The organism is Microbacterium sp. ANT_H45B (assembly GCF_008369345.1).
In the GTDB taxonomy this organism is placed as follows: domain Bacteria; phylum Actinomycetota; class Actinomycetes; order Actinomycetales; family Microbacteriaceae; genus Microbacterium.
On the sequence record NZ_VOBK01000004.1, the window covers coordinates 162,651 to 185,630 of the forward strand.

At 71.8% G+C, this 22,980-nt stretch carries 20 protein-coding genes; 10 read left to right on the plus strand and 10 right to left on the minus strand.

Translation table 11 applies throughout. From position 1 onward, the window contains the following. Window positions 1-17 precede the first annotated feature (17 nt). Window positions 18-236 (plus strand): hypothetical protein, encoded by a 219-nt coding sequence (locus tag FQ142_RS16985; protein ID WP_149424271.1) that lies wholly within the window; start codon window positions 18-20, stop codon window positions 234-236. A gap of 39 nt (window positions 237-275) precedes the next feature. Here the strand turns inward: FQ142_RS16985 and FQ142_RS16990 are convergent, their stop codons facing one another. The 4 genes from FQ142_RS16990 to FQ142_RS17005 all read right to left on the minus strand — a co-directional run bounded on the left by FQ142_RS16990 (window position 276) and on the right by FQ142_RS17005 (window position 4,942). Beyond that, a complete protein-coding gene (locus FQ142_RS16990; RefSeq protein WP_149424272.1) occupies window positions 276-2,090 on the minus strand; it encodes a thioredoxin domain-containing protein in 1,815 nt (604 codons plus the stop codon). A gap of 137 nt (window positions 2,091-2,227) precedes the next feature. Continuing rightward, on the minus strand, window positions 2,228-2,800 hold the full coding sequence (gene msuE, locus FQ142_RS16995) for an FMN reductase (protein ID WP_149424273.1): 573 nt from the start codon (window positions 2,798-2,800) through the stop codon (window positions 2,228-2,230). 106 nt (window positions 2,801-2,906) lie between these two features. Continuing rightward, window positions 2,907-3,743 (minus strand): aldo/keto reductase, encoded by an 837-nt coding sequence (locus tag FQ142_RS17000; RefSeq protein WP_149424274.1) that lies wholly within the window; start codon window positions 3,741-3,743, stop codon window positions 2,907-2,909. Then, a complete protein-coding gene (locus FQ142_RS17005; RefSeq protein ID WP_262492192.1) occupies window positions 3,740-4,942 on the minus strand; it encodes a DUF1624 domain-containing protein in 1,203 nt (400 codons plus the stop codon). Before FQ142_RS17005 ends, FQ142_RS17000 begins: the two co-directional genes overlap by 4 nt. 25 nt (window positions 4,943-4,967) lie before the next feature. On the opposite strand from FQ142_RS17005, the gene hrpA reads away from it, so the two are divergent. Further along, on the plus strand, window positions 4,968-8,873 hold the full coding sequence (gene hrpA / locus FQ142_RS17010) for an ATP-dependent RNA helicase HrpA (protein ID WP_149424276.1): 3,906 nt from the start codon (window positions 4,968-4,970) through the stop codon (window positions 8,871-8,873). A gap of 9 nt (window positions 8,874-8,882) precedes the next feature. Then, window positions 8,883-9,827, plus strand: coding sequence for a zinc-binding alcohol dehydrogenase family protein (locus FQ142_RS17015; RefSeq protein ID WP_149424277.1), 945 nt, complete (start codon window positions 8,883-8,885; stop codon window positions 9,825-9,827). 9 nt (window positions 9,828-9,836) lie between these two features. On the opposite strand, the gene FQ142_RS17020 is transcribed toward FQ142_RS17015, so the two are convergent. The 6 genes from FQ142_RS17020 to FQ142_RS17045 are packed head-to-tail and all read right to left on the minus strand — an operon-like array spanning window position 9,837 to window position 16,086. Next, window positions 9,837-10,982: an LLM class flavin-dependent oxidoreductase gene (locus FQ142_RS17020; RefSeq protein ID WP_149424278.1), complete on the minus strand. Its 1,146-nt coding sequence runs from the start codon at window positions 10,980-10,982 to the stop codon at window positions 9,837-9,839. Between the two features lie 4 nt (window positions 10,983-10,986). Next, window positions 10,987-11,802, minus strand: coding sequence for an ABC transporter ATP-binding protein (locus FQ142_RS17025; protein WP_149424279.1), 816 nt, complete (start codon window positions 11,800-11,802; stop codon window positions 10,987-10,989). After that, window positions 11,799-12,662 (minus strand): ABC transporter ATP-binding protein, encoded by an 864-nt coding sequence (locus FQ142_RS17030; RefSeq protein ID WP_149424280.1) that lies wholly within the window; start codon window positions 12,660-12,662, stop codon window positions 11,799-11,801. Before FQ142_RS17030 ends, FQ142_RS17025 begins: the two co-directional genes overlap by 4 nt. Beyond that, a complete protein-coding gene (locus tag FQ142_RS17035; RefSeq protein ID WP_149424281.1) occupies window positions 12,655-13,506 on the minus strand; it encodes an ABC transporter permease in 852 nt (283 codons plus the stop codon). The genes FQ142_RS17030 and FQ142_RS17035 overlap by 8 nt, the downstream gene beginning before the upstream one ends. Beyond that, on the minus strand, window positions 13,503-14,558 hold the full coding sequence (locus tag FQ142_RS17040) for an ABC transporter permease (RefSeq protein ID WP_149424282.1): 1,056 nt from the start codon (window positions 14,556-14,558) through the stop codon (window positions 13,503-13,505). Before FQ142_RS17040 ends, FQ142_RS17035 begins: the two co-directional genes overlap by 4 nt. Before the next feature lie 7 nt (window positions 14,559-14,565). Next, window positions 14,566-16,086, minus strand: a complete 1,521-nt coding sequence (locus FQ142_RS17045; RefSeq protein ID WP_149424283.1) for an ABC transporter substrate-binding protein — start codon at window positions 16,084-16,086, stop codon at window positions 14,566-14,568. A gap of 121 nt (window positions 16,087-16,207) precedes the next feature. On the opposite strand from FQ142_RS17045, the gene FQ142_RS17050 reads away from it, so the two are divergent. Genes FQ142_RS17050 through FQ142_RS17080 form a run of 7 tightly spaced genes read left to right on the plus strand, consistent with a single transcriptional unit; the run spans window position 16,208 to window position 22,974 of the window. Beyond that, a complete protein-coding gene (locus FQ142_RS17050) occupies window positions 16,208-16,900 on the plus strand; it encodes an alpha/beta hydrolase (protein ID WP_188042464.1) in 693 nt (230 codons plus the stop codon). Beyond that, the gene (locus FQ142_RS17055; RefSeq protein WP_149424284.1) at window positions 16,897-18,189 is read left to right on the plus strand and encodes an O-acetylhomoserine aminocarboxypropyltransferase/cysteine synthase family protein; all 1,293 of its coding nucleotides are present in this window, start codon (window positions 16,897-16,899) and stop codon (window positions 18,187-18,189) included. The genes FQ142_RS17050 and FQ142_RS17055 overlap by 4 nt, the downstream gene beginning before the upstream one ends. A gap of 13 nt (window positions 18,190-18,202) precedes the next feature. Then, the gene (locus tag FQ142_RS17060; protein WP_262492193.1) at window positions 18,203-19,258 is read left to right on the plus strand and encodes an LLM class flavin-dependent oxidoreductase; all 1,056 of its coding nucleotides are present in this window, start codon (window positions 18,203-18,205) and stop codon (window positions 19,256-19,258) included. A 38-nt stretch (window positions 19,259-19,296) separates the two neighbouring features. Then, on the plus strand, window positions 19,297-20,292 hold the full coding sequence (locus FQ142_RS17065; protein WP_149424285.1) for a Gfo/Idh/MocA family protein: 996 nt from the start codon (window positions 19,297-19,299) through the stop codon (window positions 20,290-20,292). Further along, complete coding sequence (locus FQ142_RS17070) at window positions 20,285-21,349, plus strand: NYN domain-containing protein (RefSeq protein WP_149424286.1); 1,065 nt, start codon at window positions 20,285-20,287, stop codon at window positions 21,347-21,349. Before FQ142_RS17065 ends, FQ142_RS17070 begins: the two co-directional genes overlap by 8 nt. A gap of 9 nt (window positions 21,350-21,358) precedes the next feature. Continuing rightward, window positions 21,359-21,988 (plus strand): DUF4166 domain-containing protein, encoded by a 630-nt coding sequence (locus FQ142_RS17075; protein ID WP_056420700.1) that lies wholly within the window; start codon window positions 21,359-21,361, stop codon window positions 21,986-21,988. Continuing rightward, window positions 21,985-22,974 carry an epimerase gene (locus tag FQ142_RS17080; protein WP_262492194.1) on the plus strand — a complete coding sequence of 330 codons (990 nt, stop codon included), beginning with the start codon at window positions 21,985-21,987 and terminating at the stop codon, window positions 22,972-22,974. Before FQ142_RS17075 ends, FQ142_RS17080 begins: the two co-directional genes overlap by 4 nt. Window positions 22,975-22,980: the final 6 nt, after the last annotated feature.

A 22,980-nucleotide genomic window follows, 5' to 3' on the forward strand; every position in this document is an offset into this window, starting at 1 on the left:
AGGGCTACGATCGCAGCATGGGCAGCCCCTCCGGTTTCGAGTTCACGGTGCGCGGCGATGACGTCGTCATCCGCCACCACGGGACGACCGCGACCGTGCTTCGCGGCGCGCGGGCGAGCGACTTCCTCGCTCAGGTCGCGGGCGGGGACCCGCAGTTGCTGATGGCGCGGATCACCGGCGACTATCGGCGCGGCAACGAGCGCACCGCGCGACAGCATCCGCGCAACGCCCGCTGAGGCTGCACCGCCCGCTCAGGCTGCACTGCCTGCTGAGCGTCACCTCGAGCGGGAGATCTCGCCGGGATCGCTCACCGGCAGCCGGCAGGCGAACGCCCGGCAGTCGAAGGCCCGCTCGACGCCGTCGCCCTCGACCGACGCCCCCTTGCCCTCGAACAGCGCGAACCCGGCGTCCGCGAACGCCTCGGCCTGGGCGGGCGTGACGATCGAGATCAGGTCGGCATCGCTGCGCCGCGCGGCGGCCGCGAGGGCCCCGGAGGGTGACACCGTCACCACGACGATCTGGCGGGGAGCATCGACGAGTCCGGCCGATGCACGCAGCAGGCTGCCGTGCGCGAAAGGCTGCGCGAGAGCGGATGCCGCATGCTCGCGCACCCGCTCGGCGGCAGCCGCCCGGTACCGCTCCCCCGCCCCCAGCCGCCAGGCGGTGAGCGACGCGGCGGCGACGGCCGCCGTACCGGACGGCAGATCGCCGTCGCTCTGATCCGGGGCGACGGCGATGCCGTGCGCGGCGAGCAGCGGATCTCCGTCGAGTCCCTCGATGGCGGTGTCGAGCAGGTCGCGCGCGGAGACGGCCCACGCCGCCTCTCCCGTCGCGACGGCGAGGGCGAACAGCCCGTCGGCGAGCAGCGCGACATCGGCGGTCGTCGCCACCGCGTCGGACGCGACCCCGTCGAGCGAGGCGCGCACGAGCCTCCCGGCCGGGTCCGTGTTGACCCGCAGCACGTACTCGGCGGCCTCCTGCGCCGCGCGCACCCACGACGACTCGGCACGCGTCGCTCCCGCCGTGGCGAGCGCGGCGATCGCCAGCCCGTTCCAGCCCGTGATCACCTTGCCGTCGACCGACGGCGGCTCCAGGCCCGCCCGCTCCGACACCGCCCGCAGGTAGTAGCCGCCCTCACTGCGCGCGCCGTCGATCCACGACTCCGAGTCCTGGGCGGCGCCGAACCCTCCCCCGTCGAGGCGGAGCGTGTCGAGCAGGAACCCGGCGATGCCGCGGACCGTGGGCTCGTCGTCGGCGGCGAGAGCCACGAGGAGCAGCTGCGCGTTGTCGGTCAGCATCCGCTCGTAGTGCGGCACGGTCCAGTCGCGCTGGGTGGCGTAACGGAAGAAGCCGCCGTCGGCGTCGCACAGATCGGATGCCGCCATCGCCGCGAGCGCCCGTTCGGCCGCCGCCGCGGCATCCGCGGCCTCCCGGCGCACCAGCGGGGTCTGCAGCAGCCCCAGCGTCGTCGCCACCGGGAACTTGGGCGCGCCCCCGAAGCCGGCGAACTGCGGATCCTCGCGCGCGGCGATCGCCCCGGCCGCAGCGGCGATCGCGGCGGCATCCGGCAGATCGGAGGGCATCGAGGTCGCCGCCCGCGCCAGCGCGTCGGTCACCGCATCCGCGGACTCCTCCGCCTGCCCGCGGCGGACGGTCCAGGCCTCGTGCACGGCCGCGAGGACGTCACGGAAGGCGGGCATCGGCTGTCGCGCCTCGGGCGGCCAGTAGGTGCCGGCATAGAACGGCCGCCCGCGGGGCGTCGTGAAGACCGTGAGCGGCCAGCCGAGGTTCTGCGTGAACGCCGACGCGGCGGCCATGTAGGCGCCGTCGACGTCGGGATGCTCCTCGCGATCGACCTTGACCGCGACGAAGTCGCGATCGATGAGCGCGGCCGTCGCGGGATCCGCGAACGACTCGCGCGCCATGACATGGCACCAGTGGCACGTCGAATACCCGATCGAGATCATCAGGGGCACGTCGCGGCGCTGCGCCTCGGCGAACGCCTCGGGTCCCCACGGATACCAGTCGACCGGATTGTCGGCATGAGCGCGGAGATAGGGGCTGAGCGTGTCGGCGAGCCGGTTGGTCATCCTCTCACGCTACGCCGCCGCGAAGACCGGGAGGCGCCGGGAGACGAACCGCTCAGGAGACGAGGAGCTGCTCGGCGGGACGCGAGGAGCTGCTCGGCGGGACGCGAGGAGATGCTCGGCGGGACGCGAGGAGCTGCTCAGGACACGAGGAGCTGCTCAGCGGGACGCGAGGCCGCGTAGCCCACGAGCGGCAGGGCGCGCTCCGCCGCCAGCGCGATCCGCGCCCGCAGCACTTCCGAGGCGATCACGTAGCCGTCGAAGTCGGTGTTGCTGGCGTAGACGCCGACCGGCAGGGTGAGCGCCTGGAAGAACGCGAACAGCGGTCGCAGCTGGTGCTCGATGATGAGGGCGTGGCGCTCGCCGCCGCCGGTCGCGGCGAGCAGCACCGGCTTGCCGACGAGCTCGTACTGACCGACGAAATCGAACAGGTGCTTGAAGAGCCCGGTGAACGAGGCCCGGTAGACGGGGCTCCCGACGATCAGAAGATCGCTCGTCTCGATCGCGACGAGCTTCTCCTCGACCTCGGCCGGCAGCTGATCGCGGCGCAGCGCACCCGCGAGTGAGGGTCCGATGTCGGTGAGCTCGACGATCTCGATCTCGACCTCCGCGCGCTCGGCGACGGCATCGGCGATGGCACGGATGAGCGCCGTGGTCTTGCTGGGCTCGTGCAGGGATCCGGAGACGGCGACGACGCGGTAGGGAGCAGTCATGCCGACGACGCTACTCACGACGACGCCCCGTGTCGCGAGCGGCGACACGGGGCGTCATCTGTCGATACGGGACGTCTCCGTCCGGACCGGGTCAGGGCACCTGGCCTCAGTTCACGTCGTTCGGGTGCGAGCCGACGCGGCCCGATCCGTCGAGCGGGTCGAGCGCGTCGATGGCCGCGATCTCGGCCTCGGTGAGCTCGAATCCGAAGACATCGAGGTTCTCGCGCAGCCGCTCCTCGCGCACCGACTTGGGGAACACGATGAATCCCTTCTGCAGGTGCCAGCGCAGCACCGCCTGGGCGGGCGTCACGCCGTGCGTCGAGGCGGCGTCGGCGATGGCCGGGGTGCCGAACAGGTCGTACTTGCCCTGGCCGAGCGGACCCCAGGACTCGATGCGGATGCCGTGCGCGGTCGCCCAGTCCACGATGTCGCGCTGCTGGTAGGCCGGGTGCAGTTCGATCTGGTTGACCGCCGGGGTCACACCGGTCTCGGCGACGACGCGCTCGAGGTGCGGGACCAGGAAGTTCGAGACGCCGATGCTGCGCGTCAGGCCGGCCTCGCGCAGCTCGACCAGCTTCGCGAAGGCGTGCACATAGTCGTCCTTCTCGGGCGTGGGCCAGTGCACGAGGTACAGGTCGACGGCGTCGAGACCAAGCTTGCCGAGGCTCTCGCCGATCGCCGCGCGCGGCTCCTCGTCGTGGTGACGGTCGTTCCAGAGCTTGGTGGTGATGAACAGCTCGTCACGCGCGAGACCGGAGGCGGCGATCGCGGCGCCGACGCCCTCCTCGTTGCCGTAGATGGCGGCGGTGTCGATGTGTCGATAGCCGATCTCGAGCGCCTGGCTCACGGCACGCTCGGTCTCGTCGGCCGGGACCTTGAACACCCCGTACCCGAGCTGGGGGATGGAGTGTCCGTCGTTGAGTTCGAGTGCTGGAATCGTCATGATTCCAGCCTACGACCCGTGGCCTGTGCAGGGCCTGTCGGGACGGCGCCGCTCGGGATTGCGGCCATCGTCGTCGCGGCACGTCCGACCAGCCTCTCCAGGGGACCGCGACCCCAGAGGATCGACCACACGGTCGAGATCAGCAGCAGACAGATGGCCGTGGCACCCCAGAACGCGTTGCTCGCGAAGAAGCCCCCGGGTCCGCCGACGAGAGCGGTGGAGAGGACGTGCACCGTGTATGCCGACAGCGGCATGGATCCGAGGGCGCCCAGCGGGAGCAGCACCCAGCGCAGCGGCCCGCTCAGCAGCAGGCACGCGGCGACGACGCACAGCGCGAAGCCCCCGGAGCCCAGGATCTCGGCGGTCCCACCCGAATGCGGGTCGACGGCGAAGACCGCGGAGACCACCGCGCCCAGCGGATCTGCGGCGGCGAGAGCCTCCGGGTAGGTGCTCCAACCCGACGCCGAGGCGCCGCCGCCGTCGTACGACGAGGGGCCCAGCCCCGCGACCGCGCCGACGAGACCCAGCCCGTATCCGACCGCCATGAGACCGAGCCCGACGGCGAGGGTGATCGCCGCGGTCTCGAGCCTGTCGACCTGCAGGCGGCCGAGTGCCATGCCGGCCAGCACGAACGCGAGCCAGGCGGTGATCGGGTACGAGCCGTACAGCACCAGGCTCACCCCCGCCCCGTACGGGTGCAGGGTGAGGGCCGCGAGCAGAGCCAGCAGCGACGGCGCCGCGAGCGCGAGGACGCCCGCCGCCGTCAGCAGCTTCCACGGCGGCCACCGCAGGAACGGGATGACGGCGACGTAGAGCAGGCCGTAGAGGGTGAGGATGACCGCGATCGGGGTGTTCAGCATCTCCAGCGCCAGACCGATCAGGAAGATCACGGCGCCGCGCCCCACCAGCTGCAGACGGATCGTGGGCAGCCGCTCGGGTGCGGGCGGCGTGCGGCGTCCGGTCATCAGGGCGATCGAGATGCCCGCCAGCACGGCGAACAGGATCGAGGAGCGGCCGTGCACGAGGTCGCTCCAGGTGGACGGATCCATCGGATCGAAGGACGGGGTCTCGCCGATGTGCGCACCGGCCATCCCGAGGATCGCCAGACCCCGCGCGATGTCGAGACCCAGGATGCGGGGAGACCGACCGAACTCGCGGAACCACCGGGTGGCGGGGAGGGACGACGACGCAGTGCTCACGGATGAATCGTACGATGGGAGTTCTATGTCCTCCCCCGTCATCTTCTATCCTCCCGAGCTGCCCGTCAGCGCCGCGCGGGACGAGATCGCCGACGCCATCCGCGACAATCAGGTCGTGATCGTGGCGGGCGCGACGGGATCCGGCAAGACCACGCAGCTGCCGAAGATCTGCCTCGACCTCGGCCGTGAGCGCATCGCCCACACCCAGCCCCGCCGCCTCGCCGCCCGCACGATCGCCGAGCGCGTGGCCGAGGAGCTGCAGGTGGAGCTGGGCGGCGTCGTCGGGTACAAGGTGCGCTTCACCGACAAGGTGTCCGACGAGACGCGCATCGCGCTGATGACCGACGGCATCCTGCTCAACGAGATCCACCGCGACCGACTGCTGCGCCGCTACGACACGATCATCATCGACGAGGCGCACGAGCGCTCGCTCAACGTCGACTTCCTGCTGGGCTATCTGGTGCGGATCCTCCCCGAGCGCCCCGATCTCAAGGTGATCATCACCTCCGCGACGATCGATCCCGAGAGCTTCGCGCGCCACTTCGCCACCGCCGCCGGCGAGCCCGCCCCGGTCATCGAGGTGTCCGGTCGCACCTTCCCGGTGGAGATCCGCTACCGCGCGCAGACCGACGAGAACGGCGAGACCGGCGAGACCGGCTCCGCGGAGGAGGCCGACGAGGTGACCGCGATCGTCGCCGCGCTGCGCGAGCTCGATCGCGAGGAGCCGGGCGACGTGCTCGTGTTCCTCCCCGGCGAGGCCGAGATCCGGGATGCCGCGGATGCCGTGCGCGGGGCGTACGCGAAGGACCGCTCCCCCACCGAGGTCCTGCCGCTGTACGGACGCCTGTCGGCCGCCGAGCAGCACCGGGTGTTCGAGAAGAGCCGGGTGGCCGGCGTGCGCCGACGCGTCGTGCTCGCCACGAACGTCGCCGAGACCAGCCTGACCGTACCCGGCATCCGCTATGTGATCGACACCGGCACCGCGCGCATCTCGCGCTACAGCAGCCGGTCGAAGGTGCAGCGCCTGCCCATCGAGGCGATCTCGCAGGCCTCGGCGAATCAGCGCTCGGGCCGTGCGGGCCGTACGAGCGACGGCATCGCGATCCGGCTCTACAGCGAGGAGGACTTCGACAGGAGGGCGGAGTTCACCGAGCCCGAGATCCTGCGCACCTCCCTCGCCTCGGTCATCCTGCAGATGCTGTCGCTCGGCTTCGGCGACATCACCGCCTTCCCCTTCCTCACGCCTCCCGATTCCCGGGGAGTGAAGGCGGCCGTCGATCTGCTCACCGAGCTCGGCGCCGTCGCCGGCGGCGGGGACTCCCCCCGCCTCACCCGCATCGGCCGCGACATCTCGCGCATCCCCATCGATCCGCGTTTCGCCCGCATGCTGATCGAGGCCGGTCGATCGGGCGGCGCCGCCGTCAGCCGTGACGTGCTCGCGATCGTGGCGGGGATGTCGATCCAGGACGTCCGAGAGCGCCCGTCGCAGGATGCCCCGCAGAGCGTGCGCGACGAGGCCGACCGGATGCACGCGCGATTCGCCGACCCGACGAGCGACTTCCTCTCGATCCTCAACCTCTGGAACCACCTGAGGGAACAGCAGCGCGAGCTCGGGTCGAGCGCGTTCCGGCGACTGTGCCGCTCCGAGCACCTCAACTACGTGCGGGTGCGGGAGTGGTTCGACGTGCACCGTCAGCTGCGCTCACTCGTCAGGGAGAAGGACGCGGGCGGCTCCGGCGCTGCGGATCCGGACGCGGTCCACCGCGCGCTGCTCGCGGGTCTGCTGTCGCAGATCGGCATCCTCGACGAGCGCAACACCGGCAAGGGCGTGGATCCGAAGAAGAAGCGGATGGCCGAGTACCGCGGTGCGCGCGGCATCCGCTTCTCGATCTTCCCCGGTTCCGCGCTGCGCAAGAAGGCCCCGCAGTCGGTCATGGCCGCCGAGATCGTCGAGACGTCCCGCACATACGCGCGCACGGTCGCCGCGATCGATCCGGCCTGGGCCGAGGCTCTCGCGGGCGACCTCGCGAAGCGTCAGGTCACCGAGCCGCACTGGTCGAAGGACGCCGGCGCCGCCGTCGCCTACGAGAAGGTGACGCTGTTCGGAGTCGAGATCATCCCTCGCCGCCGTGTGCAGTTCGCGCGCATCGACCGCGCGGCGTCCCGCGAGCTGTTCCTCCGGCACGCGCTGGTCGAGGGCGAGTGGGATCCGACGCGCATCGACAAGCGTGTGAGCGCGTTCTGGCGCAGCAACGCCGAACTGCGCAGACGTCTCGAGAAGCTCGAGGAGCGCGAGCGCCGCCGCGACATCCTGGCGGGCGACGAGGCCGTCTTCCGCTTCTACGACGAGCGCATCCCCTCCGACGTGTTCGACGTGCGCTCGTTCGAGACCTGGTGGCGCGAGCAGCTGTCCACCGCGCCGAAGCTCCTCGTGATGCGCGAGGCCGACCTGCTCGACGACGACGGCCGCGCCGATCAGAACGAGTTCCCCACCAGGTGGACGCAGGGAGATCAGGTCCTCGGACTCGCCTACCGCTTCGAGCCCGGCGCGGCCGACGACGGCGTGAGCGTCGTCATCCCGCTCCCCCTGCTCGCGCAGATCGAGGATCGTGGCTTCGACTGGCAGGTGCCGGGGCTCCGAGCGGAGCTCGTCACGGGTCTGCTGCGCGCGCTGCCGAAGGCGATCCGCCGGCACGTGGTCCCCGCGGCCGACTGGGCCGACAGGTTCGGGGCGGAACTGGTCGGTCACGGCCCCGAGTCGCACGGGGGTCTGCCGACACGCACGCTCAAGGACGCGCTCGCGCGACTGATCCAACCGCTGGCGAACCAGCTCGTCTCGGCGTCCGAGTTCGAGGACGACCGGGTGCCCGCCCACCTGCGGATGAACTTCCGCGCCGTCGACGAACGCGGCCGAGTGGTCGGATCGAGTCGCGACCTGAGCGCACTGCAGGCGCAGCTCGCCGATCGGGCGCGCACCAGCGTCGCCCGCTCCATCGCGGCCCCTCCCCGTCGCCCCGGTCCCTCAAAGGGACCGCAGCCGCCCGCCGTCGCCACCTCGATCGAGAAGGACGGCCTCACCGGCTGGACGTTCGGCGACCTGCCCGAGGTCCTCGACACCCGCGTCGCCGGCGGTGTGGTGCGGGGCTACCCCGCCCTGGTCGACCAGGGCAAGACCGTCTCGGTACGGGTGGAGTCGACGGCGGATGCCGCGGCGGCCGCCACGCGCCGCGGTGTGCTGCGCCTCGTGCTGCTCGGCGTGCCCTCGCCGTCGTCGTACGTGCAGGAGCACCTCACCAGCCAGGAGAAGCTCGCCCTCGCCGCATCGCCCTATCAGTCGGCCGCGGCGCTCATCGAGGACTGCCGGGCCGCGGTGGTGCAGAACGTGATCGATCGCACCGTGCCGGGCGGCATCATCCGCACGGAGGCCGAGTTCGTCCGCGTGCGGGAGGCGGTGTCGGCGGCACTCGTCGACGCGCTCTTCGCCTGCGTGTCGCTCGTCGCGCGCATCCTGACGAAGACGCGCGACGTCGAACGCGGCATCCGCTCGCAGAACTCCCTCGCGCTGCTCGGCCCGCTGAACGACATCCGCACCCAGCTCTCGGGGCTGCTGCACCCGGGGTTCGTCTCCGCCGCGGGCGTCGACCGCCTCGCGCACTTCCCGCGCTACCTCGACGGAATGCTCGACCGGCTGAAGACCCTGTCGAGCGAGCCGGGCAAGGACCGCACGCGGATGAGCGAGTACGAACGGATGGCCGGGGCGTTCGAGGATGCCGGGGGCGCGATCCCGCTCCCCGCCGATGCGCCGCCCCCGCTGGTCGAGACGCGGTGGCTGCTGGAGGAGTATCGCGTGAGCGTGTTCGCGCAGCGCCTCGGCACCGCCCAGCCCGTCTCTCCCCAGCGCATCATGAAGGCGCTGTCGGCGCGGGGGTAGCCTGGACGCATGGCTCGCGCGATCGTCTACACGGAGTTCGGTTCCCCTGATGTGCTGCACCTGATCGAGGTCCCCGACCCGATCGCGCTCAGCGGCGAGGCGGTGGTGCGCATCGAGGCCGCCGGGGTGAACCCGATCGACGCCAAGCTGCGCAGCGCGAAGCGTCCGTCACCGCCGATCACCGAGCCGCGGGGCGTGGGCTTCGACGGGGCGGGTGTGATCGAATCCGTCGGCGACGGCGTCGCGGGATTCGCCGTGGGCGACCGCGTGGCGATCCGCGACACGGTCGGCACGTACGCGAGCCACCTCTCCGTGGCGGTCGAGAAGCTCGTCGCCCTCCCCGATTCCGTCACCGCCGCAGAGGGCGCCGGCATCGGCATCCCCGCAGGGACCGCGTTCCAGGCCCTCCGCTCGCTCGGCGTCGCGCAGGGCGATGTGCTGCTCGTGCACGGCGGCTCCGGGTCGGTCGGGCAAGCGGCCGTGCAGTTCGCCGTCGCCTGGGGCGCGACCGTCATCGCGACCGCCAGCCCCGCACGGCACGAGCAGCTACGCGAGCTCGGGGCGGTCCCCGTCGCCTACGGTGACGGACTGCTCGACCGCGTGCGCGACGCCGCCCCGGACGGGGTGACGGTGGCACTGGACTGCGCGGGCACCGACGAGGCCATCGAGGTCTCCCTCGAGCTCGTCGCCGACCGCGACCGCATCGCGACGATCGTGCGCGGCCCCGACGCGGCGTCGTTCGGCATCCGCGCCTTCTCCGGCGGGTCGCCCGAGCCCCTGTCGGCGCAGGAACTCGAGTGGCGGGCGGAGGCGCTCGCGGCAACCGTCGAGCTGCTGGCCGCCGGCGACTTCACGATCGAACTCGGCCCCGCGCTCCCCCTCGCCGAGGCGGCACGGGCCCACGAGCTCGTGGAGTCCGGCGCCGCCTCGGGCAAGATCGTGCTCGTTCCGTAGGGAGCGTGGTCAGGCGACGCGCGCCTCGTCGGCTGCGCCGGTCTCTCGTGCTGTGCGCGCCTCGTCCCGGAGCCGCGCGCCCTCGCGGAGCGCGGGAACGAGCTCGTCTCCCCACTCGCGCACGTCGCCGAGCGGATCGAAACCGCGGATGAGGAACCGCGTCACGCCCAGGTCGTAGTACTTCAGCAGCGCCTCGGCGACCTGAGCGGGTGTGCCCACCGGAGCCGTGGAGTTGCCCGACGGGCCCGTGAGCTTCGTGATGCCCAGCCACAAGCGCTCGTCGTGCACATCACCGCGCTGGGCCGCCTGCTGCAGGCGGTCGGCCGACACGGCGTTCTGCTCGCGCTGCAGGGGGCGCGCGAACGACAGGGTGTCGCCGGACTCCCTGTCACGGATCAGCGCCGCGGTCTCGGCATGGATCCGGTCGGCCCTCTCCCAGGCCTCAGCTTCGGTGGCGCCGATGATCGGGCGGGTCGAGAGGCTGAACTCGACGGTGCGACCTCGCGCGGCCGCCGCCGCGCGGATCACCCGGATGTTCTCGGCCACCTCGGCCAGCGGCTCTCCGAAGAGCATGTACACGTCGGCCCCGCCCGCGCCGACGTCGACCGCACCGTCGGAGAGCCCGCCGAAGAAGATCGGGATGCCGGCCTCGGTCGCGGGCTTCACGGCCGAGAAGGCCCCCTGCACGCGATAGAAGTCGCCCTCGTAGTCGAAGGGCTCGTCGGAGGTGAGCGTGCGTCGGAGCACGTCGATGAACTCGCCGGTGCGACGGTAGCGATCGGACTTCGCACTGAAATCCCCGTCACGACGCTGATCGGCCTCGCTGCCTCCGGTGATGTGGTGGATCGCCACCCGTCCGCCGCCGGTGAGGTGGTCGAGGGTGGCGAGCTTGCGCGCGACGACGGTCGGCGCGACGAAACCCGGTCGATGGGCGATGAGCACCTTCAGCCGTTCGGTGGCGTGCAGCGCCGCGGCCGCCACGGCGAACCCGTCGGGAGAGCTGGCGCTGTAGCCGATCAGCACCCGGTCGAAGCCGGATTCCTCGTGCGCGCGCGAGAACTCCCGCACGTACGCGGCGTCGACGACGGGGCCGTCGACCGCCTTCGACTCCGAGCCTGCAGTGGTGGCGATCATTCCGAGGATCTCGATGGGCATGGCGTCAGCTCCTGGCGGGGACGGGCGAAGGTCGGTTCGCGGTGGGTGTGTGGATGAGGGGGACGGAGTCGATCAGCAGACGGGTGTAGGGGTGCTCCGGGCGCGAGATCACGCGCCGCGTGGGGCCGTCCTCGACGATGCGCCCGCGGTCGAGCACCACCAGCCGGTCGCTCATGGCGGCGAGCGAGCCGATGTCGTGCGAGATGACGAGCATCGCCAGGTCACCGCCACGCGCGTCGCGCAGGGCGATCAGTGCCTTGACCACGCGGTCGCGGCTCGCGGCGTCCAGTGCGCTCACGGGCTCGTCGAGCAGCAGCAGGCGAGGTTCGACGACGAGGGCCCTGGCGATCGCGGCCCGCTGGCGCTGCCCGCCGGAGAGGCCGGCGGGCACCCGTATCAGGAGGTCCTCGTCCAGCCCCACGGCTTCCAGCGCCGCCGCGCGACGACGGCGCGACTCCTGCGCCGAGACCTTCGCGATGCGGAGGCCCTCGACGATCGAGTCGGCGACGCGCACCCCGGGGTCGAGCGAGCGGAGCGGATCCTGGAAGACGCACTGCACGACGCCGGCCCGGCGCCAGAGCCGCAGGCCGCGGCCACGCAGGCGCGTCACGTCGCGGTCGTCGACGAGGATCCGGGAGCCGGCGGCGCTGTCGACCGCGCGCAGCACCGCCTTGGCGAGCGTCGTCTTGCCCGAGCCCGACTCGCCGACGACGCCGACGACCTCGCCGGGGTGCACCGAGAGCGAGATGCGGTCGAGCACCCGGACGGCGCCGTAGTCGACCGACAGATCGTCGAGTCGGAGGAGCGGGGTGCGCGTCATGCGAGGAACCTCTCGAGTCCGTACGCGGCGTGCGCGCTGAGCAGTTCACGGGTGTAGGGGTGGGCGGGCGCCCGGAGCACGCGCGATGTCGCGCCGGCCTCGACCACCCGGCCGTCGCGGAACACCTGCACGCGCTCGCAGACCTGCGCGACGACGGCGAGGTCGTGGGAGACCAGGATGAGCGCGAGGTCGCGCTCCCGGCGGAGCCGTCGCAGCAGCTCCAGAAGCTCGGCCTGCACCGTGACGTCGAGAGCGGTCGTCGCCTCGTCGGCGATCAGCACGGCGGGGTCGGCGGCGAGCGCCATCGCGATCAGCACGCGCTGCAGCATGCCGCCCGAGAGCTGCGCGACGCGCTGGCGCAGGACCAGGTCGACGCGGCGGATGCCGAGGTCGTCGAGCAGCTCGCGCGCCCGTGCCCCGGCCAGTCGTCGCGGCACACGGGCGGTCACGCGCAGCGTCTCCTCGAGCTGCGCCCCGACCGGGATGGCCGGGTTCAGGTACGAGGCGGGGTCCTGGAAGACCGCGCCGATCCGCGTGCCGCGCACCTGACGCCACTCCCGCTCGCCGGCCTGCGTGAGATCGAGGCCGTCGATCTGCACCGAGCCCCCGGTGACGGACAGCCCTGCGGGGAGGATGCCCAGCAGGGCGCGGCAGGTGAGGGTCTTGCCGCTGCCCGATTCGCCGACGATTCCGAGAGCGTCGCCGGGGCGCACCGACACGGAGACGCCCTGCACCAGCTCGGTGCCGTCGGGAGCGCTGACGACCAGGTCGGTGGCTGCGGCGATCGCCGGTCGCGCGAGCGATGCCTCGTCGAAGGAGGGCGGCAGCGACGGGCGCTCGAGGGAACGGAGATCAGACATGCGCCAGACCATCCCTGGCGGCATCCGCCACGAGGTTGAGCGCGCCGACCGTGAGGATGATCGCGAGCGCCGGGGCCACGGGCCCCCACGGCCGCTGGCCGAGGTAGCCGAGGTCGCTCGACAGCATCCCGCCCCAGGTGGGTGCCGGTGGCTGCACCCCGATTCCGAGGAAGGTCAGCGAGGCGACGGCCAGCAGCGCCCCGCCGAGGGCCGAGACCGACGCGACCACGAGGGTCGGGGCCACCTGGCGCCAGACGTGACGGCTCAGGATCCACCACGAGGACGCCCCGAGATAGCCGGCCGCATCGATGTACTGCGAATCCCGCACCCGCAGGGTCGCGGCGCGCGCGATGCGGAAGAAGCCGGGCGCGACGAGGATGCCGATGGCCAGCGTCGCCTGCACGAGGCCGTTGCCCAGCAGAGCGGCGAACACGATCGCGAAGAGGATGAAGGGCAGCGCCAGCAGGGCGTCGACCGCCCGCAGCGACAGCCACTCGGCCGCGCGCGGCACGAACGCGCTGAGCGCTCCGGGCACCGCTCCGAGGACCAGGCCGATCAGCGCGGCGGACACGGCGCTCAGCAGAGAGGCGGGCGCGCCGGCGAACAGTCTCGAGAGCACGTCCCGGCCGAGGTAGTCGGTGCCCAGAAGGTGCGTCAGGCTCGGCTCCTGCAGCGCCGCGGCGGGATTCTGCGCGAGCGGGTCCTGAGGGGCGAGCGCGGGGCCGGCCACCGCGAGGACGGCGACGGCGAGCAGCACGAGCAGCGCCGCCTTGGTCGCCCATCCCGTCCCCCGGAGTCCGGCGAACGATGCGACCCGTCCGGTGCGTGCGGCGAGGTCGGTCATGCGGCACTCCTCTCGGTTCCGGCCGTGCGGGAGATCACGATGTTGAGGATCGCGCCCACCACGACGATGACCGCGATCGTGACGAGGAGGACCCCCTGCACGACGGGGACGTCGCCCTGCAGCGCCGCCCGGTTCGCGAGCTGGCCGAGTCCGGGCATCCCGAAGATCACCTCGGTGATCACCGCGCCGCCGACCAACCGCGGCGCATGCACGCCCAGCGCCGAGAGTGCCGGGCCCGAGGCGATCGGCAGCGCGTGCCGGAACACGATCCGCCCCGGGCCGAGACCGTGCACGCGGGCGCCGACGATGAAGTTCTCACCGAGGGTGCCGACGAGCGAGGTGCGCAGCTGTCGGGCGATGTCGGCACCGGCGTCGAGGCTGAGCGCCACCGACGGCAGGACCAGGCACGTCAGCCAGGCCGCGATGCTCCTCTCCGGCGGCGTGTACCCGGCCACGGGGAACACGGGGATCGCGTAGGAGAACAGCAGGATGAGGCCGATCGCGGCCACGAACGCGGGAACCGTCGCGGCCACGGTGCTGAGCAGGGTGATCACCCGGTCGATCGCACCGCCGCGGGTCACCGCTGCGAGCACGCCGCCGAGGAATCCGAAGACGAGGGCGAACAGGGTGGCGCCCGCCGCGATCGACAGGCTCACCGGGAACGCCTGCGCGATGCTGTCCCCCACCGGGATGGTCGTGAACCACGAGTTCCCGAGGTCGCCGCCGATCGCGCCGCCGATCCAGTCGACGTAGCGCACCAGGAACGGTCGGTCGAGACCGAACTGGTGATTCAGCCGATCGACGTCGGCCTGCGTCGCGACCTCGCCGAGGGCGACGGCCGCGGGGTCCGATCCGCTCGCCGCCCCGAGCGCGAAGGTCGCGAACGTGGCGAGGACGAAGACCGTGACCGCCGTGAGCAGTGTCGCGACGACGGAGCGGAGCACCGGCCACGGTGCGCGAGGCGCGGCGGCCTCGTCGATGTCGGGCGCGCGGGGCGCCTCGGCGGTCACGGCGGTGGTGGTGGTCACGGCGGTGGTGGTCACGGCGGTCATGATCGGCTCAGCCGTCGACCTTCACGTCTTCCCAGCGCTGCACGTCGAGCCAGTGCCGAATGCCGGTCACCTTCTCGGGGTGCACGAGGATGCGCGGCCAGCTGAACAGGAAGGTGTTCGGCTGCAGCCTCACGCCCACCTCGACGGCGTCCTGGACCTTCTCCGCATAGTCGTCGGCGTCGGTGGGCGTCGCCCTGGCCGCGTCGATGGCCGCGGTGAGCTCCGGCGGCGTCTGACGTCCGAGGTTCATCAGTCCCTCGGCGCCGTACAGCACCTCGAGCCCCTGCAGCGGAGACTGGCGTCCCGAGTAGCTGTCGAGCACGAAGGGCAGCGTGCGCTGCACGTAGTTCTGCGCCACGGCCGCCGCGGGCAGGACGTCGAGCGTGACGTCGATGCCGGCCTTCGCCCACTGGGCCTGCAGCACCTCGGCGAGCGCGGTGTCGTCCTCGGTGAGCGAGAGGGTGATCGTGAGTCCGTCCGGATATCCCGCCTCGGTCAACAGCTCCTCCGCGGCGTCGAGGTCGTACGGGTACAGATCGTCGAGCTCGGGGCTGTGCGCGACGTAGCCGTCGGGGAAGGGCTGCCAGTTCGGCGTCCCCTGACCGAAGTACGCCGCGTCAACCAGCGCCTGCCGGTCCGTGGCGTGACTGATCGCCTGCAGCACCCTCTGGTCGTCGAACGGAGCGACCGTGCTGTTCACGTCGAGCGCCCGCACGGTCAGCGCCTTGATGGTCTCGACCTCGAGGTTCGCGGCCTCGGCGCCCTGGACCTGCGCCGGCGGGACGATGGCGACGTCCCACTGGCCGGACGAGACCCCGGCGACGACCGTCGCGGGGTCGGTGACGGGGACGATCGAGAAGTCGTCGATGAAGATGTGGTCGGCGTTCCAGTAGTCGTCGTTCTTCTCCAGATCGGCGTGCGCGTTCGGCACGAACTCGGTGAGCGCGAACGGCCCCGAGCCCTCCGGCTGCGTCGCGAGGGCTCCGACGTCGTCGAAGGCCGCGGGATTCACGATGAAGCCCGTCTTGCCGGCGAACAGGTAGGGCACCTGGTAGTCCGCCTGGTCGAGATGCACGGTCACGGTCTGCTCGTCGACGACGTCGATGCCCACCACGATGCGCAGCTGCCCCGCGAGCGTCGAATTCTCCTGATCGCGGCCCCGTTCCAGGCTCTGCTTCACGGCATCGGCGGTCACGGGCGTCCCGTCCGTGAACTCGGCACCCTCCCTCAGATGGAAGGTGATCGCGGTGCCGTCGTCGCTGTACTCCCAGCTCTCGGCGAGGCCGGGGACGACCTGCCCCTCGGTGTCCAGCTGCGTGAGCCCGTCGTAGACGAGGGCGAGCGCGTGCGTGTCCCATCCGGCCGTCGAGGTCACCGGGTCCCAGCTGGTGGGCAGCGCCCACCCCCAGGTGAGCGAGGTGGGCTCAGCGGAGTCGGAGGGCGCGGCAGTGGCACCGGCGCATCCGGCCAGGGCGAGGGTGGCGAGGGAGGCGGCGGCGAACAGTGCGGCGCGAGGTCGTCGGGTCATGCAAGCGAAGCTAGGAGCGCGACGACAGGGCCCACAATCCGCACGGCAGTCGAGCGACACGGACCGCAACACGGCGACACATCGGAACGCGGCCCCGCCCTCCCCGCACAGGATGGGCGGTATGACTTCGACCTCCTCCCCCACGCTGTGGACGCCGTCCGCGCGCGTTCGCGGCAGCCTCGCCGTCGTCACCGGACGCGGCGAGCGCGCCGGCGTGTACGAGCGCTTCGGACGCCGACTGAGCGCGGACGGCTACACCGTCGCCGTCTTCGAAGAGGATGCGGATGCGGCGAGCGCCTGGCTCGGCGCGACGACGGACGCCCCGAGGGTGCTCGTCGGCGCGGATGCCGGAGCATCCGCCGTCCTGCGCCTCGTCGCGCAGGGTGCCTCCGTCGACGCGGCCGTCGTCGCCGGCACCCTGGTGGATGCCGAGCTCGACCTGCCTTCCGCCGAGGAGCGCACCGCGTGCCCTCTGCATCTGGGCGTCCTCGCGGCGGAGGCGACGTCGGTCGACGTCGCCTCCGCCGAACCGCTGCCCGCCCCTGCCGATCTCGCGGCCGTGGAGGTTCCGGTGCTCGCGATCCATGGCGGAGCCGACCCGGTGTCGCCGATCGCCGCCGTGTCGACCGCCCTCCGCAGCGTGCCCGACCTCGAGATCCTCGAGACCGTCGACGGTCTGCACGACGCTCTGAACGACCAGACGCACCGCAGCGTCGCGGCCGCGCTCGTGCAGTGGCTCGAGCGGCTGCGCGGCGGAGACGTCCGCACACCGCTCGTCCGCGCGTACCGGACGGCCGCGGTGGCGACCGCATGACCGGGTTCTCCACGCGCCAGATCCAGGCCGGATACGTCCCCGGCACTCCGCAGAACAGCGCGGTCCCGCCGATCTACCAGACCGCGGCCTACGAGTTCGGATCGCTCGCCGAAGCCGCCGACCTGTTCGCGCTGCGCGCGGCGGGCAACCTCTACAGCCGCAACGCGAGCCCGACCCAGCAGGTGCTCGAGGAGCGCGTCGCGGCGCTCGAGGGCGGCGTGTCCGCGGTGGCGGTCGCCTCCGGGCAGGCGGCGGTCGCGGTGACGCTGCTCGCGCTCGTCGGTCGCGGCGGGCACATCGTCGCCGCCACCCAGCTCTACGGCGGCACGGTCGACCTGCTGCAGGAGACCTTCGACGACTTCGGCATCCCGGTGACCTTCGTCGATCAGGACGACACCGAGGCGTGGCGGGCGGCGATCCGCCCGGAGACGCGAGTGCTCTTCGCCGAGTCGATCGCGAATCCGATCGCGCAGGTCCTCGACATCCGTGCGGTCGCCGACATCGCCCACGCCGCGGGAGTGCCGCTGGTGATCGACAACACCGTGGGCACCCCGTATCTGGTGCGACCGGGCGAGCACGGCGCCGACTTCGTGGTGCACTCCGCGACCAAGTTCCTGAGCGGGCACGGAACATCCCTGGGCGGCGTCGTCGTGGATCTGGGCACGTTCGACGCCGGGCGGGAGCCTGCCCGCTGGCCGCACTTCACCGAGCCGTACGCCCGCGTCGGCGACTTCACGCTGTGGGAGCGGTTCGGCATCGGGCAGGCGTTCGCGGCGCTCGTGAAGTCGAAGTACGTGCACGATCTGGGCCCGTCGCTCTCGCCGTTCAACGCCTGGCAGATCCTGCAGGGCATCGAGACCCTCGACCTGCGCGTGTCCCGGCAGAGCGCCACCGCGCTCGCGCTCGCGCGGCACCTGCAGCAGCATCCGGCCGTCGCCCGGGTGCACCACCCCGGCCTCGACGGCACCCCCTGGCATGTGCTCGCCGAGCGCTACCTGCCCCGCGGCGGCCCGTCGGTGTTCTCGTTCGACCTCGATGTCCCCCGCGGTGCCGACACGCACGCGAGCGTCGCCAGGGTGATCGATGCGCTGCGCGTGATCCGTCTCGTGGCGAACATCGGCGATGCCCGCAGTCTCGTGAACCACCCGGCGTCCATGACCCACTCCCACCTCACCGCGGCGCAGCGTGATGCGGCGGGCATCTCGCCCACCACCATCCGGTTGTCGGCGGGACTCGAGGACGCGGCCGACCTCATCGCCGACCTCGACCGGGCGCTCGCCCTGACCTGACGGAAGGACCACCATGGCCATCGATCTCGGATACTGGACCCCCGTGTACGGAGGGTTCCTGCGCAACGTCGCCGATGAGGGGCGCATGGCCGCCACGTGGGACTACATCCGCGACGTGTCGGTGAGGGCGGATCGTCTCGGGTTCCACACCACCCTCGTCCCCGAGCTGTACCTCAACGACCGCAAGGGCATCGATGCGCCGAGCCTCGAGGCCTGGTCGCTGTCGGCGGCGATCCTCGCGGTCACCGAGCACCTGCGCGTGATGACCGCCGTGCGTCCCGGGTTCCACCTCCCCGCGGTGCTCGCGAAGACCGTCGGCACGCTCGACCGGATCGCGCCAGGTCGGGTCTCCCTCAACGTCGTCGCGGCCTGGTGGGCCGAGGAGGCCCGCCAGTTCGGCGGGCGGTTCACGACCCACGACGAGCGCTACGTGCAGGCCGAGGAGTTCGTCGCCGTGCTGAACGGGCTCTGGGGGCAGACGCCCTTCTCCTTCGACGGGGCGCACTACACGCTGGACGGCACGATCGTCGAGCCCAAGCCGTCGAGTCATCCGGTCGTCTTCGCGGGTGGCGAGAGCGAGGCGGGGCGCGAGTCGATCGCCGGCTTCGCCGACGCCTACGTGATGCACGGCGGCACGCTCGACGAGGTCCGCGCGAACGTGACCGACATGAACGCCCGCTCCGAGCGGCTGCACGGCCACCCGATCGCCGAGTTCGGGATGCCGGCGTACGTGATCGTGCGCGACACCGAGGCCGAGGCGCAGCGCGAGCTCGATCGGATCACGACCGTCGACCCCGACTCGCCCGGCTACGCCTCGTTCGAGGAATTCCAGCGCAATTCCCAGCTGTCGCTCGAGCTCACCCGTCGTGAGTACTCGGTCGGCACGCGCGGCCTGCGTCCGAACCTCGTCGGCACGCCGGAGCAGGTGGCCGAGCGCATCGACGCGTACGCGGATGCCGGCATCACGCTGCTCCTGATCCAGGCGTCGCCCCTCGACGAGGAACTCGAGCGGATCGCCGCCCAGGTGCTCCCGCTCGTCTCGCCGCGAACCGCCGCCGCCCTGACCTGAACACCCCGCGCGTCGGTCGCACCCCCTACGCTGAGAGGATGACTGGTCTTCGTTGGGGAATCCTCGCGACCGGCGGCATCGCCGGCGCGTTCGCATCCGATCTGCGCACCGCGGGGCTCGATCTCGTCGCGGTCGGCTCTCGGTCGCAGGAGTCGGCCGACGCCTTCGCCGCACGCTTCGACATCGCCAGGGCGCACCCCTCGTACGAGGCTCTCGTCGCGGATCCCGACGTCGACATCATCTATGTCTCGACGCCGCATCCGATGCACCACGAGAACGCCAGGCTCGCACTCGAGGCGGGAAAGCACGTGCTCGTCGAGAAGCCGTTCACGCTCAACCATGCCGAGGCGGAAGACCTGCAGCGGCTCGCCGCCGAGCGGGGCCTGCTCGTGATGGAGGCGATGTGGACGCGCTATCTGCCGCACATGGTCCGCATCCGCGAGATCATCGCCGCGGGCACGCTGGGCGAGATCCGAGCCGTGACCGCCGACCACACGCAGCTGCTGCCGAGCGATCCCGCACACCGTCTCAACGCGCTCGAGCTCGGCGGCGGCGCACTGCTCGACCTCGGCATCTACCCGATCTCCTTCGTGTGGGACATCCTGGGTGCCCCGACCGACATCCGTGCCGTCGGCCGTCTCATCGAGACGGGCGCCGACGCCGAGGTCGCCACCGTCATGACGCACGCGGGCGGAGCGATCTCCACCACGCTCTCGTCGTCCAGGGCCGCGGGCGCGAACGCCGCGACCGTCGTCGGCACGGCGGCGCGCATCGACATCGACCGCGTCTGGTACGTGCCGACCACGTTCCGGGTCGTCCTGCCCGACGGCACGGTCATCGAGGAGTACGACTCCGAGGTCGCGGGTCGGGGGATGCAGTACCAGGCCCACGCCGCGGAGCGCCTCGTCCGCGACGGCGTGCTCGAGGGCGACCTGCTGCCCATCGCCGAGAGTGTCGCGATCATGGGCACCCTCGACGAGATCCGCTCCCAGATCGGGGTGCGCTACCCCGGCGAGGAGGCAGACCGTGGCTGAGGCTCCCGACGCCCGCGTCGCCGTCTACCTGGACTTCGACAACATCGTCATCTCCTGGTACGACCGTGTCCACGGGCGGAACGCCTACGGCAAGGACCGCCAGAGGATCACCGAGAACCCGTCCGACCCCGATGTCACCGAGCGGCTGTCCCGCGCGATGATCGAGGTGGGCGCGATCATCGACTACGCCGCCTCGTTCGGCACCCTCGTGCTCACCCGGGCGTACGCGGACTGGTCGTCGCCGGTGAACGCCGTGTACCGGTCGCAGCTCGTCGCCCGCGCCGTCGACCTCGTGCAGCTGTTCCCCGCCGCCGCCTACGCGAAGAACGGCGCCGACATCCGTCTCGCCGTCGACGCCGTCGAAGACATGTTCCGGCTGCCGGACCTGACCCACGTGGTGATCGTCGCCGGCGACAGCGACTACGTCCCCCTCGCCCAGCGCTGCAAGCGACTCGGCCGCTACGTGATCGGCGTGGGCGTGGCCGGGTCGACCGCGAAGTCGCTCGCCGCGGCCTGCGACGAGTTCGAGGCGTACGACTCTCTGCCCGGCGTCGTGCGCCCGAGCAAGAGCGCCGCCGCACCCGCGCCGGTCGCCGAGGTCGTCGAGACCGTCGCGGAGCCGGTGGCAGAGCCCGAGCCGGCGGCGAAGGCGAAGTCCCGCACCCAGACCAAGACGTCCAAGGCCAAGGCACAGGCCCAGGCGCCCGCGCAGACGCAGGCTCCCGCCCAGACGCAGTCCGCACCCGCGCAGACGCAGTCCGCGGCCGCAGCCTCGGCGAAGTCCGCGGTCGTCGACACGGGCGAGTCCACCGAGCAGAGCGAGGCGACCGAGCTGCTGCAGCGCGCGCTGCGTCTCGGCCACGACAAGACGGATGCCGACGAGTGGCTGCACAGCTCCGCGGTGAAGACGCACATGCGCCGGATGGACCCGTCCTTCAGCGAGAAGGCCCTGGGGTACCGCTCCTTCTCGGACTTCGTGAAGTCGCGCGAGGACATCGCCGAGCTCGAGGAGACCGGCCACGAGCGTCTGGTCAGACTCCGCGACTCCTCGTCGTGAGGTGAGACGATGACGGCTGCGGACACGACCACCCTCTCGCCGTACGAGCGCGCACTGGGCGCGCGCATCTCGGAACTGCATCCGAAGACGGCGTGGTACTTCCGCACCATCCCCGACGGTCAGGTCGGAGTCGGCACGGGTGTGTTCACCAGCGCGGGCTCCCGCCACCGCTGGCTGTGGCCCGTCTTCCGCATCGCCGAGGCCCTCGGTGTCGCGTTCGCGGGCTGGGAGCGCGACGTCCCCTTCCGCATCGAGAACCGCACGGTCGACGGCACGGCCGTCGCCGTCCGGCACTTCGAGCTCCCAGGGCGCACCTGGGTCATGCCCGACGTCGTCGTCCTCGGCGCGAACCGCATCCTGCGCAACGAGATCGGTCCGCATCGGACCGTCGTCACGACGTTCGACATCGATGTGCGCGACGAGGCGGTCGTGCTCACGATCCGGCGCGTCGGACTGCGCCTCGGTCGTCTGCGCCTCGCGGCACCCCGGTTCCTCCGCCCGCGGATCCGGCTGGTGGAGCGCTGGGACGCCGAGCGCGAGCGCCACCACGTGAACATGACGATCGACGCCCCGCTGCTCGGTCGCGTCTACGAGTACACCGGTTTCTTCACCTACACGATCGAGAGCGAGACTCCGTGACCGATGCCGCTCCCCTGCCCGCCGGGCCCGTCGTGGTCGGCGGCTCCACGGGCTTCATGGGGAGCTATCTGATCCCCCGTCTGCGCGCCGCCGGGCGCGAGGTGATCACGATCTCGCGATCGGGCGCCGACATCGCGTGGGGCGACCAGCACGCGATCGACCGTGCCGTCGACGGCTCCTCCCTCGTGATCGGTCTCGCGGGCAAGAGCGTGAACTGCCGCTACACGCCCGCGAACCGCGCCGCGATCTTCCGCTCGCGCCTCGACACCACGTCGTCGCTCGGCTCCGCCATCGCGAGGGCGTCGAATCCGCCGCCGCTGTGGGTGAACTCCTCGACCGCGACGATCTACCGCCATGCGGAGGATCGTCCGATGACGGAGTCGTCGGGCGACCTCGGCGCCGGGTTCTCTGTCGAGGTCGCCAAGGCCTGGGAGCGCGCGCTGTTCGCCGAGGACCTCCCGCAGACCCGGAGGGTCGCACTGCGCAGCGCGATCGTGCTCGGCCACGGAGGGGTGCTCGGTCCGCTCCGGACCCTCGCCCGCCTCGGCCTGGGCGGCGCACATCACGACGGCCCCTGGCCGATCGGCCCCGCGCGGCGGGCGGCCGGCACCGGGCACCGCCCCGGCGCGCGTCGTGGCGAGCAGCGGTTCAGCTGGGTGCACGTCGAGGACGTCGCACGCATCATCGACTTCCTCGAGGTCACGCCCTCCCTCGAGGGGCCGGTCAACGCGGCCTCTCCGAACCCGTCGGACGACGCCGAGTTCATGGCGACCGTTCGTCGCGTGCTCGGCGTCCGGTTCGGTCCTCCCCTGCGGCGCTGGATGCTGGAACTCGGCGCGATCGGCATCCGCACCGAGACCGAGCTGATCCTGAAGAGCCGGTGGGTGATCCCCGAGACGCTCACGCTCGCGGGTTTCGAGTTCGCGTACCCGTCGCTGGACGACGCCGTCCGGGAATCGTTCGACCTCGCGCAGCCCGCCGCCTGACCGTTC